Origin of the sequence: Pseudomonas sp. I2, assembly GCF_040984075.1 — a bacterium.
Classification (GTDB): Bacteria; Pseudomonadota; Gammaproteobacteria; order Pseudomonadales; family Pseudomonadaceae; genus Aquipseudomonas; species Aquipseudomonas guariconensis_B.
This window is the reverse complement of record NZ_JBCGFQ010000024.1, coordinates 24,370-37,898: the sequence shown is the minus strand read 5'-3', so window position 1 is coordinate 37,898 and position 13,529 is coordinate 24,370. Positions and strand designations below refer to the sequence as shown.

7 protein-coding genes are annotated in these 13,529 nt (G+C 67.2%); 5 read left to right on the top strand and 2 right to left on the bottom strand.

The features are described from left to right. Positions 1-130: 130 nt before the first annotated feature. The gene (locus tag WCE05_RS14100; protein WP_368816070.1) at positions 131-2,092 is read right to left on the bottom strand and encodes a methyl-accepting chemotaxis protein; all 1,962 of its coding nucleotides are present in this window, start codon (positions 2,090-2,092) and stop codon (positions 131-133) included. A gap of 283 nt (positions 2,093-2,375) precedes the next feature. Here WCE05_RS14100 and WCE05_RS14095 point away from each other — a divergent pair, with 283 nt between their 5' ends. The 4 genes from WCE05_RS14095 to speA all read left to right on the top strand — a co-directional run bounded on the left by WCE05_RS14095 (position 2,376) and on the right by speA (position 6,681). Next, positions 2,376-3,443 (top strand): DUF2333 family protein, encoded by a 1,068-nt coding sequence (locus tag WCE05_RS14095; RefSeq protein WP_225790502.1) that lies wholly within the window; start codon positions 2,376-2,378, stop codon positions 3,441-3,443. A 2-nt stretch (positions 3,444-3,445) separates the two neighbouring features. Further along, the gene (locus tag WCE05_RS14090; RefSeq protein ID WP_253081008.1) at positions 3,446-3,982 is read left to right on the top strand and encodes an NUDIX hydrolase; all 537 of its coding nucleotides are present in this window, start codon (positions 3,446-3,448) and stop codon (positions 3,980-3,982) included. Positions 3,983-4,240: 258 nt separating this feature from the next. After that, entirely contained in the window at positions 4,241-4,612 is a 372-nt protein-coding gene (locus tag WCE05_RS14085) for a translation initiation factor Sui1 (protein WP_225790500.1), read from the top strand. A 155-nt stretch (positions 4,613-4,767) separates the two neighbouring features. Continuing rightward, positions 4,768-6,681: an arginine decarboxylase gene (speA, locus tag WCE05_RS14080; RefSeq protein ID WP_225790499.1), complete on the top strand. Its 1,914-nt coding sequence runs from the start codon at positions 4,768-4,770 to the stop codon at positions 6,679-6,681. Between the two features lie 82 nt (positions 6,682-6,763). Here speA and WCE05_RS14075 read toward each other — a convergent pair whose 3' ends face one another. Beyond that, on the bottom strand, positions 6,764-8,101 hold the full coding sequence (locus WCE05_RS14075; RefSeq protein ID WP_225790498.1) for an MATE family efflux transporter: 1,338 nt from the start codon (positions 8,099-8,101) through the stop codon (positions 6,764-6,766). Positions 8,102-8,361: 260 nt separating this feature from the next. Between WCE05_RS14075 and WCE05_RS14070 the strand changes: the two genes are divergently transcribed. Further along, complete coding sequence (locus tag WCE05_RS14070; RefSeq protein WP_368816069.1) at positions 8,362-13,266, top strand: alpha-2-macroglobulin; 4,905 nt, start codon at positions 8,362-8,364, stop codon at positions 13,264-13,266. The last annotated feature ends 263 nt before the right edge of the window (positions 13,267-13,529 follow it).

Sequence of the window (13,529 nt, the reverse complement as noted above, 5' to 3'; positions counted from 1 at the left end):
GCGAAGCTGCAAGCTCCAAACCGCAAGCTGCAAGCTGATCGGCGCCGCTTGTCATGGCTGTGCTCGGTTCAAATGGGCGCCGCCTGCTTTTTCTTGCAGCTTGTAGCTTGCCGCTTTTTCTTGCCGCGCCTCAGAGGCGAAACGCCCGCACCGCCGTATTCAGCTCGCCACCCAGCTTGAGCAGTTGCTCCCCTTGCTCGCGTCCTTCGCCGATACGTTGCAGGTTGTCTTCGCCCAGTGCGTGGATCCGCTCGCTGTGATCGCGGATCTCGCTCACCGCGCCGCTCTGCTGTGCGGTCACGTCGGCGATGCGCACTGCGGTATCGGCAATGGTGCGAATGGCGCTGACGATCTCGTCCAGCGCACCATCGGCGGCCTGGGCCTGGCTGGCGGTGGTCTCGGCGTGTTCCAGCTGGGCGCGCATACCCTCCACCGACTCGCGGGCAGCCTGCTGCAGGCGGTCGATCAGCGCCTGGATCTCGCTTGTGGCACCTGTGGTGCGCTGGGCCAGCGAGCGCACCTCATCGGCGACCACGGCGAAACCTCGGCCCATCTCGCCGGCTCGCGCCGCCTCGATCGCGGCATTGAGGGCCAGCAGGTTGGTCTGCTCGGCGATGGCGCGGATCACCGTCAGTACACCGCCGATCGTGGCCGACTCCTCGGCCAGTTGCTCGATCATCTGCGCATTGCCCTGGACCTCATCCACCAGCGCGCGCAAGCCGGACAGGCTCTGGCCGATCACCGCCTGGCCCTGTTCCACCGCGCGGCCGGCGTCGCGGCTGGCGTCGGCGGCCGAGCTGGCATCGCCGGCGACTTGCTGGATGGTCGCCTCCAGCTCGCCCAGGGCATCGCGGATCTGCGCAGTGTCGCCGGCCTGGCGCTCGGCGCCGTGGTGCAGGGCGGTGCTCATGCCGGCCAGGGCGTGGCTGCTGCCGGCCACCTGCTCGGCGTTGTGGCGAAGGGTGCCGACCAGCTCCACCAGGTACTGGCGCAGGCGGTTGAGCGACGCCTGGATGTCGTGCAGCTCGCGGTTGGTACGGCCCAGGGCGATGGCCTCGGCGAAGTCGCCCTCGGCCCAGCGCGACAGCGCCGGGGCCAGGCCGGTCAGGGTACGGGCCAGGCGGCGCTGGAGGGTATCGACGAGCAGGGCGATCAGCAGGATCAGGCCGATCATCAGGCCCTGGATCAGGCGCACTTCGCTGGCGATCGTCGCGTGCTGGCCGCGCACCTGCGGCTCCAGGCCGGCGATGGCCTGTTGCACGGCGCCCAGGCGCTCGCCAGTGCTGGCGGCCAGGGCGGCGCGGCGCTCGATCTGCTCGCGGGTGCGCTGCAGTTCGGCAGGGTAGCGGCCCAGCAGGCTGTGCAGCTCCCGTTTGAGGCCCACCGCGACATCCTCGCGTTGATCGCTGGCTTGGGTCTCCAGGCCCATCAGGGCGGCGAAGTCGTCGGCGTTGGACTCGGCGGCGCGGGTCACGCCCAGCAAGGGCAGGCTGTCGATCACCTGGGCCTGGGCGCGGATCGCTTGCAGTTCGCGTTCGACTTCGTCGGCAAGCTCGGCGCGGCCACTGCTGACCAGCTTGTCCCGGGCCAGGGACAGGCGCCCCAGGTGCAGGCTGGCGTCGAACAGTGGCACGAGGTAGCGCTCGGCCTCGGGGTTGGCGCTGTCGCGCGCGTAAGTGGCCAATTGCTCGAAGTTGGCGCCAAGTTCACGCTCGGCCTGCAGCAGCAGGGCCTGGGGATCGCCGGCCAGCTTGCCGGCGGCGAGCAGCTCGTTGGCGGTGAACGCTTGCAGGTGGTCCAGGCTGGGGCGCAACTGGTCGGCCAGCGCTTCGGGCCAGTCGGCCAGGGCTGCCTGCAACTGCGTGTTGGCCGCCATGGCTGCGGCGTGGCGCAGGGCGTCGCCGCTGCCCAGGTAGGCCTGGATGTTGCTCGCCGCATCGTTCTGGAACTGCTGCGACAGGCCCAGGTAGCGCTCCATCAATTGGTAGGGACGCTCCAGGGCGCGTTGCGACCACCACAGGGTCGCAGCCAGGGCGATACAGACGGTCACCAGCAGCAGGGTGTTGAAATTGGTCAGCCACTTCAGGCGCATAGCCGAGAACTTCCAGCGGGGATGGAGAGGTAGGTGCCTGAAGTTATTGCGGTTTTGTGACGAGGTGATGACGGAGGCGGATAAAAGTGGCGTTTTGCCTTTATTCGCTATTGCTGTTCACGGGCACGCCCGATGGCCCGGCTATTTGGGGGCCTGGGTCATTGGTCGCTTATGCATACGCCGGTGTCTGCTTTATAGTGCTGCCACGCGGGCTTGCGGTGGCACCCTGGCCGAGGCTGGAGGTCCAAGCCCCTGAACGTCGTGACTGATTAAGGATATAGCCATGCTGGACTGGAAAAACCGCGAGGCCAAGGCCGAGCCCCGCGAGCGGGTCGATGCCCGTGGCGCTGCTACCCGTAGTTACCTTGGCGGCCTGTGGAGCCGTGCCCTGGGCACCCTGATCGGCCTGTACCTGCTGGTGTGCATCGGCCTGAGCTGGTACTGGAGCCAGGAGCCGGACCTGTTCCCGGTGCAGCAGAACGCCCAGGCCGCGGCCGAGCGCAGCAACCAGCAGATGGTGGTTGGCTATACCACCATCGAGACCCTCAAGACCGTGGCCGGCACCTTGCTGGACAAGCCGGGCGGCTATATCTCCAACGACCGCTTCCCGCCTGGGCTGTGGATGGACAATATGCCCAGCTGGGAATACGGCGTGCTGGTCCAGGTGCGCGACCTGGCCCGCGCTCTGCGCAAGGACTTCGCCCGCTCCCAGTCGCAATCCACCGAGGATGCCGACCTGGCCAAGGCCGAGCCGCGCTTCAACTTCGACAACAAGAGCTGGATCCTGCCGTCCAGCGAGTCGGAGTTCGAGGAGGGCCTCAAGTCGCTGACCCGCTACCAGTCCCGCCTGGCCGCCGGCGACCAGGGCGCGATCTTCTATACCCGCGCCGACAACCTGAACAACTGGCTGGGCGACGTGGCCACGCGCCTGGGTTCGCTGTCCCAGCGCCTGTCGGCCAGCGTTGGCCGGGTCAAGCTCAACAGCACCCTGAAGACCGAGTCGGTGGTCGCAGGCCAGGCGCCGCAGGTCGACGAAGAGCTGGTGGAAACGCCCTGGCTGCAGATCGACAACGTGTTCTACGAGGCCCGTGGCCAGGCCTGGGCGCTGTCCCACCTGCTGCGCGCCATCGAGGTGGACTTCGCCGATGTGCTGGCGAAGAAGAACGCCACCGTCAGCGTACGCCAGATCATCCGTGAGCTGGAGGCCTCCCAGGAGGCACTGTGGAGCCCGATGGTGCTCAACGGCAGCGGCTTCGGCATGTGGGCCAACCACTCGCTGGTGATGGCCAACTACATTTCCCGGGCCAACGCCGCGGTCATCGACCTGCGTCAACTGCTGTCGCAGGGCTGAGGATGGCCATCAGCCCAGCCGAGGCCGCGCATCGTGCGGCCTCGGATCGTGAATCGGTCGCCTGGGTCGACGAGGCCGACCGCCTGCTCGGCGCCCTGCCACGGGCCGAACTGCGCGAGCGTGGCCTGATCGGCCGCTGCACCTTCATCCTGCTGTTCAACAGTGCCGGCGAGCTGTGCGTGCATCGGCGCACCCTGAGCAAGGCGCTGTATCCCGGCTACTGGGACGTGGCTGCCGGGGGCATGGTGGCGGCCGGGGAGAGCTACGCGGAGTCGGCGGCGCGTGAACTGGAGGAGGAGCTGGGCATCGGTGGCGTCGAGTTGCGCTTTCATGAGCGCTTCTACTTCGATCAGCCCGACAACCGCCTGTGGTGCGCGGTGTTCTCGGCGGTTTCCGATGCGCCGCTGCGGCTGCAGCCGGAGGAGGTCAGCGAGGCGCGTTTCGTCAGCATCGCCCGGGCCGAGGCCGACAGCCTGGTCCAGCCGTACTGCCCCGACTCGCTGGCCGCCTTGCAGCGCTACAAGGCAGGGTTGCGTTAGTGTTTGGGGCACGAAGCGGCCCCAGGATTGCCAAAGCACCGCTCGACTGACTGGCCTACCCGCGAAGGGGTCGCAAAACATTCGTAAAATGGCGCATCCGGGTACTTAGCAACCGGCGGATTTATCGTTAAACTGCGCGCCCTTTTCGGGCTGCCGCAGGACCTGCGGCAGTAGCGCTGCCCCTGCCAGAGTGGGGCTTCGCGGTCGGCCCTGGCTCCAGGCGTCGACCAGTTTTTGTCCTCAGCAAGAGGAACAAAAGTGGCCAAGAAAGCTTCTTCCTTCGCCGCCCTTGGCGGTCTTGTGTACTCCACCGATGCCGGTCGGCATTGCCCGGACTGTGGCAAGCCGGTGGACGCCTGCATCTGCAAGCAACAGGTCATCCCCGCAGGGGATGGGATCGCCCGTGTGCGCCGCGAAAGCAAAGGCCGGGGCGGCAAGACCGTGACCACCATCAGCGGCGTGCCGCTGCCCCTGGACCAGCTCAAGGAGCTGGCCAGCAACCTCAAGCGCCGTTGCGGCACCGGGGGCGCGCTGAAGGATGGGGTCATCGAGATCCAGGGCGACCACGTCGAGCTGCTGCTCGCCGAGCTGGCCAAGCAGGGCTTCAAGGCGAAGAAATCCGGCGGCTGATGCCGGTTGCGCGATTTTTTGCCCTGGGCTTTCTAAACTCGTTCCCGTAGCCAGGGTCTATCCCTGGACACGGGCGAATCGTCATTTTCAGTTTCTACACTGCATCCGCCTCCTGCGCGGGGCAGTGTCTTCGACTTTATCTACAGGGGACTTGAATGTCCGTACGACGCACACGCAAAGACGATGGCAGCCAATGGACCGTGGCCGACAGCCGCAGTGTTTACGGTATCCGCCATTGGGGCGCTGGTTATTTCGCCATCAATGAAGCCGGGCGCGTCGAAGTGCGCCCCAACGGCCCGGACAGCGCGCCGATCGATCTCTATGCGCAGATCGACGAGCTGCGCCAGAGCGGTCTTTCCCTGCCGCTGCTGGTGCGCTTCCCCGACATCCTGCAGCACCGCGTGCGCCAACTGACCGGCGCCTTCGATGCCAACATCGCGCGCCTGGAATACCAGAGCAAGTACACGGCCCTGTACCCGATCAAGGTCAACCAGCAGGAAGCGGTGGTGGAGAACATCATCGCCACCCAGAACGTCTCCATCGGCCTGGAGGCCGGCTCCAAGCCCGAGCTGCTGGCGGTGCTGGCGCTGGCGCCGAAGGGCGGTACCATCGTCTGCAACGGCTACAAGGACCGCGAGTTCATCCGCCTGGCGCTGATGGGCCAGAAGCTCGGCCACAACGTGTTCATCGTCATCGAGAAGGAGTCCGAGGTCGCCCTGGTGATCGAGGAGGCTGGCGAGCTCAAGGTCAAGCCGCAGGTCGGGCTGCGCGTGCGCCTGTCGTCGCTGGCATCGAGCAAGTGGGCCGACACCGGGGGCGAGAAATCCAAGTTCGGCCTGTCGGCCGCCCAGTTGCTCTCGGTGGTGCAGCGCTTCCGTGAGGCCGGCCTCGACCAGGGCATCCGCCTGCTGCACTTCCACATGGGGTCGCAGATCGCCAACCTGGCCGACTACCAGCACGGCTTCAAGGAGGCCATCCGCTACTACGGCGAACTGCGCGGCCTGGGCCTGCCGGTGGATCATATCGATGTCGGTGGTGGCCTGGGCGTGGACTACGACGGTACTCACTCGCGCAACGCCAGCTCGATCAACTACGACATCGACGACTACGCTGCCGTCGTGGTCGGCATGCTCAAGGAGTTCTGCGACGCCCAGGGCCTGCCGCACCCGCACATCTTCTCGGAAAGCGGCCGCGCCCTGACCGCGCACCACGCCATGCTGGTGGTGCAGGTGACCGACGTGGAGAAGCACAACGACGAGGTGCCGACCATCGAGAACAAGGAAAGCCTGCCCGAGAGCGTGCGCTGGCTGGCCGACCTGCTCGGGCCGACCGACATCGAGATGGTCACCGAGACCTACTGGCGCGCCACCCACTACATGAGCGACGTGGCCGCCCAGTATGCCGATGGCAAGGTTTCGCTGGCCGAGAAGGCCCTGGCCGAGCAGTGCTACTTCGCCCTCTGCCGGCGCTTGCACAACTCGCTCAAGGCTCGCCAGCGCTCGCACCGCCAGGTGCTCGACGAGCTCAACGACAAGCTGGCCGACAAGTACATCTGCAACTTCTCGGTGTTCCAGAGCCTGCCCGACACCTGGGCCATCGGCCAGGTCCTGCCGATCCTGCCGCTGCATCGCCTGGACGAAGAGCCCCTGCGCCGCGCCGTGTTGCAGGACCTGACCTGCGACTCCGACGGCAAGATCAACCAGTACGTCGACGAGCAGAGCATCGAGACCAGCCTGCCGGTGCATGGCGTCAAGGAGGGCGAGGACTACCTGCTGGGCATCTTCCTGGTCGGTGCCTACCAGGAGATCCTCGGCGACATGCACAACCTGTTCGGCGACACCGACTCGGTGAACATCTACCAGAACGCCGATGGCAGCGTGTACCACGCCGGCATCGAGACCCACGACACCATCGAGGACATGCTGCGCTACGTGCACCTGTCGCCGGAAGAGCTGATGACCCACTACCGCGACAAGGTCGCCAGCGCCAAGATCAGCGCACGGGAGCGCACGCAGTTCCTCGATGCCCTGCGCCTGGGGCTGACCCGGTCTTCGTATTTGTCTTCGTGATCCAAGGGGGCCGCTTTGCGGCCCTTTCCGACCGGTCCGGCGTCCCGCAAGGCCGCTCCCATACGAGGAAGACGGTGGGTGTTCAGCGCACCCACTGATCCCTTTGCTGCAGTCGCCAGCCGAGCCAGCCCAGGCTCACCGCCCGCAACCCCATGAACCCCAGGAACGCCAGCCACAGCCCGTGGTTGCCGAGCCCGCGCATGCCCAGTGCCAGGGGCAGGGCGAGCAGCACGGAAAGCAACATGGCATTGCGCATTTCCCGTGCCCGGGTGGCGCCGATGAACAGGCCATCGAGCAGGTAGCTCCACACCGCGACCAGCGGCAGCACGGCGAGGTAGGGCAGGAAGGGGTAGGCGGCCGCGCGCACGCTGTCGATATCGGTCTGCAGATCGATGAACAGGTGCCCACCGAGCAGGAACAGCACGGCGAAGCCCAGGCTGGTGAGCAGCGACCAGCCGCAGGCCACCACCATCGCGCGGCGCAGGGCGTCACGGTCGCGGGCGCCGATGGCGTGGCCGCACAGCGCTTCGACGGCATGGGCCAGGCCGTCGAGGGCGTAGGCGGTGAGCATCAGGCCATTGAGCAGCAGGGCGTTGGCCGCCACCGTGGCTTCGCCCAGCCGCGCGCCCTGGACGGTGACCAGCAGGAACACCAACTGCAACGCCAGGCTGCGCAGGAAGATGTCGCGGTTGACCGACAACAACGGCCGCCAGGCCTGCCAGCGCTTCAGCGCCTGCCAGGCGATGCGCCCGGGGTAGGCGCGTAGGGCCGGGCGGGTCAGGGCCAGGCCCAGCAGGGCGGCACTCCATTCGGCGATCACCGAGGCGCGTGCCGAGCCCAGGACACCCCAGCCCAGGCCGAGGACGAACCACAGGTTGAGGACGATGTTGAGCAGGTTGGTGACCAGCAGGATCGCCAGGGGCGCACGGGCGTTCTGGGTGCCGAGGAACCAGCCGACCAAGGCATAGCTGGCCAGGGCTGCCGGCAGACCGAGCAAGCGGGTGTGGAAGAAGTCCTCGGTGGATTGCTGCAGCGCTTCGCTCGGTTGCATCGCGTGCAGCGCCAGTTGGCTGAAAGGTAGGGCCAGCAGGCCGATCAGCAGGGCGAAGGCGAGCGCGAGCAGCAGCCCCTGCACCAACACCTGGCGCAGCGCGGCACCATCGGCGCGCCCGGCGGCCTGGGCGGCGAAGCCGGTGGAGCCCATGCGCAGGAAACCCATCAGCCCGACCATGAAGGTGAACAGGGTGGCGCCCACCGCCACCGCACCCAACTGGTGGGCATGGGGCAGGTGGCCGATCACTGTGCTGTCGACCAAGGCCACCAGCGGCACCGAGACGTTGGACAGGATCATCGGTGCGGCCAGGGCCCAGACCTTGCGGTGGGTACGGCGGTCGCGCCAATCGGTGGACAGTTGGGACATGCGGGCTCCTGGGCAAGCGTGGGCTGCCTATCCTCGACTGGCGCTTCGCGGGCAAGCTCCGCAGGGCATGAGCCGATCACACAGGATGTGATGTGCAGGGCCATGGGGAGCGGGCTTGTCCGCGAAGTGCCGAGCGCGTGATTCCATACACCGCACTGGCTAGGCAAACGCGCATTCTAGCGGCCGGGCCGCAGGTACGCCCCCTGCCGTTGCGCTATAGTTGCGCCCTTACGTACATGCTGCCGAAGAGTTTCCTTCCCATGCTCGACAAAGGATTGTTGCTGGCCTGCGTGCTGGCCCTGCTCAGTGCCTGTGATTCTTCCTCGCCGGACAAGCAGCCCGCGCCCGCCGAAAAGCCGGCCGCCACTGCCCCTGCCGAAACCGCCGCACCCAGGCAAGAAGACCCGGCCGCCCTCGCCAAGCGCTACGAAGGCCGTGAGCTGACCGTGCTGGACGTCTCGGAGGTCCAGCTCGACGGCGCCAGCAGCCTGTCGATCAGCTTCTCCGCGCCGTTGGATGCCAACCAGGACTTCGCCGCCAAGGTGCACCTGGTCGACACCGTCAAGGGCAAGGTCGACGGTGCCTGGGAGCTTGCCGAGAACCAGATGGAGCTGCGCCTGCGCCACCTGGAACCCCAGCGCAAGCTGGTGCTGACCGTCGACAAGGGCCTGCTGGCGGTCAATGGCAAGCGCCTGGAGAAGGAGTCGATCAGTCGCCTGGAAACCCGCGACCTGCAACCCACCGTGGGCTTCGCCAGCCGTGGTTCGCTGCTGCCCACGCGCCTGGCAGAAGGGCTGCCGGTGATCGCCCTGAACGTCGACAAGGTCGACGTGGAGTTCTTCCGCATCAAGCCGGACATGCTCTCCAGTTTCCTGGTCAACTGGGGCCGCAACAGCAGCCTGTACGACTACCAGTCGAAGGAGACCCTGGAGATGGCCGACCTGGTCTACAGCGGCCGCTTCGACCTCAACCCGGCACGCAACACCCGTGAAACCGTGTTGCTGCCGATCGCCGGGATCAAGCCGTTGCAGGAGCCAGGCGTGTACTTGGCGGTGATGCGCGCCTCGGGTACCTACGACTACTCGCAGCCGGCGACCCTGTTCACCCTCAGCGACATCGGCGTTTCCGCCCACCGTTACCGCGACCGCCTGGACGTGTTCGCCCAGGCCCTGGAGGGCGGCAAGGCACTGGCAGGCGTGAACCTGGAACTGCACGACGGCAAGGGCAAGCTGCTGGCCCAGGCCGAGACCGACGGTCGCGGCCATGCCCAGTTGCCGATCACGCCCAAGGCCGACACCCTGATCGCCACCCAGGGCGTGCACACCACCCTGCTGCGCTTGAACACCGCTGCCCTGGACCTGGCCGAGTTCGATATCACCGGCCCCCAGGCCAACCCGCTGCAGTTCTTCATCTTCGGCCCGCGCGACCTGTATCGTCCGGGCGAGACCGTGCTGCTCAATGGCCTGCTGCGCGACCAGGACGGCAAGCCGGTGAAGGCCCAGCCGGTGACCGTGGAGGTCCGCCGGCCCGATGAGCAGGTCAGCCGCAAGTTCGTCTGGGAGGCCGATGCCAATGGCCTGTACCAGTATCAGTTGCAACTGGCGGGCGAGGCGCCGACAGGTCGCTGGCAGTTGTTGCTCGACCTGGGCGGCGGGCGCAAGCAGGTCCATGAGTTCCTCGTCGAAGACTTCCTGCCCGAGCGCCTGGCCCTCGAGCTCAAGGGCAGCAGCACGCCGCTGAGCCCGGAGCAGACGGCCCATGTCCACGTCAATGGCCGCTACCTCTATGGCGCCCCGGCCGCCGGCAACCGCCTGAGCGGGCAGGCCTACCTGCGCCCTCTGCGCGAGGCGGTACCGGCGTTGCCGGGCTACCAGTTCGGCTCGGTCACCGAGAGCGAGCTCAACCAGGACCTGGAACTGGACGAAGTCACCCTCGACCAGGCCGGCAAGGCCCGTCTGGACATCGAGAGCCGCTGGGCCGAGGCCCGTTCGCCCCTGCAACTGACCGTCCAGGCCAGCCTGCAAGAGTCTGGCGGCCGGCCGATCACCCGCCGTCTCGAGCAGCCGATCTGGCCAGCCGAGCGCCTGCCGGGGCTGCGCGGCCTGTTCGACGGCGACGAGACCGATGGCGATGCCCCGGTGCAGTTCGAGTTCCTGGTGGCCGACCGCGAAGGCCACAAGCTGGCCGCCGATGCGCTCAAGGTGCGCTTGGTCCGCGAGCGCCGCGACTACTACTGGAACTACTCCCAGAGTGACGGCTGGAGCTACAACTACAACGAGAAGTTCCTCACCCAGAGCGAGGAGACCGTCAGCGTCAAGGCCGGGGGTACCGCCAAGCTGAGCTTCCAGGTCGAGTGGGGACCGTACCGGGTCGAGGTGGAAGATCCGCAGACCGGGCTGGTCTCCAGCGCGCGTTTCTGGGCCGGCTACCGCGCCCAGGACAACGCCGAAGGCGGTGCGGTGCGCCCAGACCAGGTCAAGCTGGCCCTGGACAAACCGGCCTATGCCGACGGCGCCACCGCCAAGGTCACCGTGACCCCGCCAGCCGCCGGCAGCGGCTACCTGATGATCGAGTCCAGTGACGGTCCGCTGTGGTGGCAGGAGATCGAGGTGCCTGCCGAGGGCAAGGCCTTCGACGTGCAACTGGACAAGAACTGGGCGCGCCATGACCTGTACATCAGCGCGCTGGTGATCCGCCCCGGCGAGCGCAAGGCCAACGCCACGCCCAAGCGCGCCGTGGGTGTGCTGCACCTGCCACTGGAGCGCACCGAGCGCAAGCTCGCCCTGACCTTGCAGGCGCCGGAGAAGATGCGGCCCAAGCAGCCACTGACGGTGAAGTTCAAGGCCGCCAATGCCGATGGCAGTACGCCCAGGCACGTGCATGTGCTGTTGTCTGCGGTGGACGTGGGCATCCTCAACATCACCGACTTCAAGACCCCCGACCCGTTCGCCAGCCTGTTCGGCCGCAAGGCCTACGGCGCCGACCAACTGGACATCTACGGCCAGTTGATCGAAGCCGGCCAGGGCCGCCTGGCGAGCCTGGCATTCGGTGGCGACGCGGCCATGGCCAAGGGCGGCAAGCGCCCCAACACCACGGTGACCATCGTCGCCCAGCAGAGCCTGCCGGTGACCCTCGATGCGCAGGGCGAGGGCCAGGCCACCGTCGAGATCCCCGACTTCAATGGCGAGTTGCGCCTGATGGCCCAGGCCTGGAGCGACGATCGCTTCGGCATGGCCGAAGGCAAGACGGTGGTTGCCGCACCGCTGATCGCCGAACTGTCGACACCGCGCTTTCTCGCCGGCGGCGACCGCACCAGCCTGGCCCTGGACCTGGCCAACCTGTCGGGGCGGGCCCAGCAGTTGAGCGTGCAGGTCAGCGCCGGGGGCCAGTTGAGCCTGGCCGGCGAGGGCTCGCAGAGCGTCAGCCTGGCCGAGGGCCAGCGCAAGACCTTGCTGATCCCGGTGCAGGCCCAGGGCGGCCTCGGCCAGGGCAAGGTGCAGGTGCGGGTCGAGGGCCTGCAATTGCCGGGTGAACCGGTCAACGCCTTCGAGCGTGAGTGGACCCTGGGCATTCGACCGGCCTACCCAGCGATGCTCAAGCACTATCGCGTCGCCTTGAAGGACCAGCCCTGGACCTTGCCGGAAGGCGACCTGGCGGCGTTCGAACCGGCCGGCCTGGAAGCCAGCCTGGCGCTTTCCAGCCGCCCGCCGCTGAACCTCGCCGAGCAGATCCGCGCCCTCGAGGCATACCCCTACGGCTGCCTGGAGCAGACCGCCAGCGGGCTGTACCCGTCGCTCTATGCCGATGCCGAGAGCCTCAAGCGCCTGGGCATCAAGGGCGAGCCGGCCGATGTGCGCAAGCGCAAGATCGAGATGGGCATCGAGCACCTGCTGGGCATGCAGCGCTACAACGGCAGCTTCGGCCTGTGGAGCTCGGACAGCGAAGAGGAATACTGGTTGACCGCCTATGTCACCGATTTCCTCCTGCGCGCCCGCGAGCAGGGCTTCGGCGTGCCGGCCGAGGCGCTGAAGAAGGCCAACGAGCGCCTGTTGCGCTACGTGCAGGAGCGCAACCTGATCGAGGTGGACTACAGCCAGAACGCCGATCACACCCGCTTTGCCGTGCAGGCCTACGCGGCCCTGGTGCTGGCGCGCAACCAGCAGGCTCCGCTGGGCGCTCTGCGCAGCCTGTTCGAACGGCGCAGCGATGCCCGCTCCGGCCTGCCCTTGGTGCAACTGGCGGTGGCGCTGGACAAGATGGGCGACAAGCCTCGTGCCCAGCAGGCGCTGCAGGCAGGCCTGGGTGCCGGCCGCAGCGAGGGCTGGATGGCCGACTATGGCAGTGCCCTGCGTGACCAGGCGCTGATCCTGGCATTGCTGCAGGAGAACGAGCTGGCCAGCGACCAGGTCGACCAGCGCCTGTTCGCGCTGTCTGACGAACTGGCGGCCAATCGCTGGCTGTCGACCCAGGAGCGCAACGCCCTGTACCTGGCCGGCCGCGGCCTGCTGGGCAAGCCGGAAGGCCAGTGGCAGGCACGCCTGGACAGCGCTGGGGAGGTTCGCGCGTTCAACAATGCCGAGTCGGGCATGAAGCTCGAAGGGGCGCTGCTGAGGTCGCCGCTGACCGTGCAGAATGAAGGCAGCGAGACGCTCTACCAGCAACTGACCCTCTCCGGCTATCCGCGTCAAGCACCGGCGGCAGGCGGCAATGGCCTGGAGATCCGCCGTGAGTACCTGGGCATGAACGGCCAGCCATTGGACCTGCGCAACCTGCGCAGTGGCGACCTGGTGCTGGTGCACCTGGCGCTGAAGGCCAGTACCCAGGTGCCGGATGCGCTGGTGGTCGACCTGCTGCCGGCGGGCCTGGAGCTGGAGAACCAGAACCTGGCGCAGAGCGCTGCCAGCCTGGACAACGCCAGCAGCACGGTGAAGCAGTGGCGCGAATCGATGCAGAACGCCAACGTGGTGCATCAGGAGTACCGCGACGACCGCTATGTGGCGGCGCTCAAGCTCGACAGCTATGGCACCACGCACCTGTTGTACCTGGCCCGGGCGGTGACGCCAGGCACCTACCGCGTGCCGCCGCCGCAGGTGGAGTCGATGTACCGGCCGAACTTGCAGGCGGTCGGGGAAGGGCAGGGGGAGGTGATCGTTAGAGGTCGCTGACGTTCGAGCTTCGAGCCGCAAGCTGCAAGCGGTAAGAAAAAACAGCCGGCGCCGGCCAGTGCGGGCAGTGGTGACTTTCAGATTTTGGGGGCGTTGCGCGCCCCATCGCCGGCAAGCCCCACAGGGGCTTGTGGTGTTCGCGAATCATGTGCCATGCAGCGGGCCTTGTGGGAGCCGGCTTGCCGGCGATGGGCTGCAAAGCAGCCCCACTGCCGCCTAACAGGCTGGCCAGGCTGCTATTGGCCTTTCTTGCAGCTTGTGTT

Bases quoted from the DNA above. Each gene is read 5' to 3' on its own strand.
- WCE05_RS14100 (WP_368816070.1), bottom strand. From the start codon at position 2,092: ATGCGCCTGAAGTGGCTGACCAATTTCAACACCCTGCTGCTGGTGACC.
- WCE05_RS14095 (WP_225790502.1), top strand. From the start codon at position 2,376: ATGCTGGACTGGAAAAACCGCGAGGCCAAGGCCGAGCCCCGCGAGCGG.
- WCE05_RS14075 (WP_225790498.1), bottom strand. From the start codon at position 8,101: ATGTCCCAACTGTCCACCGATTGGCGCGACCGCCGTACCCACCGCAAG.
- WCE05_RS14090 (WP_253081008.1), top strand. From the start codon at position 3,446: ATGGCCATCAGCCCAGCCGAGGCCGCGCATCGTGCGGCCTCGGATCGT.
- speA (WP_225790499.1), top strand. From the start codon at position 4,768: ATGTCCGTACGACGCACACGCAAAGACGATGGCAGCCAATGGACCGTG.
- WCE05_RS14070 (WP_368816069.1), top strand. From the start codon at position 8,362: ATGCTCGACAAAGGATTGTTGCTGGCCTGCGTGCTGGCCCTGCTCAGT.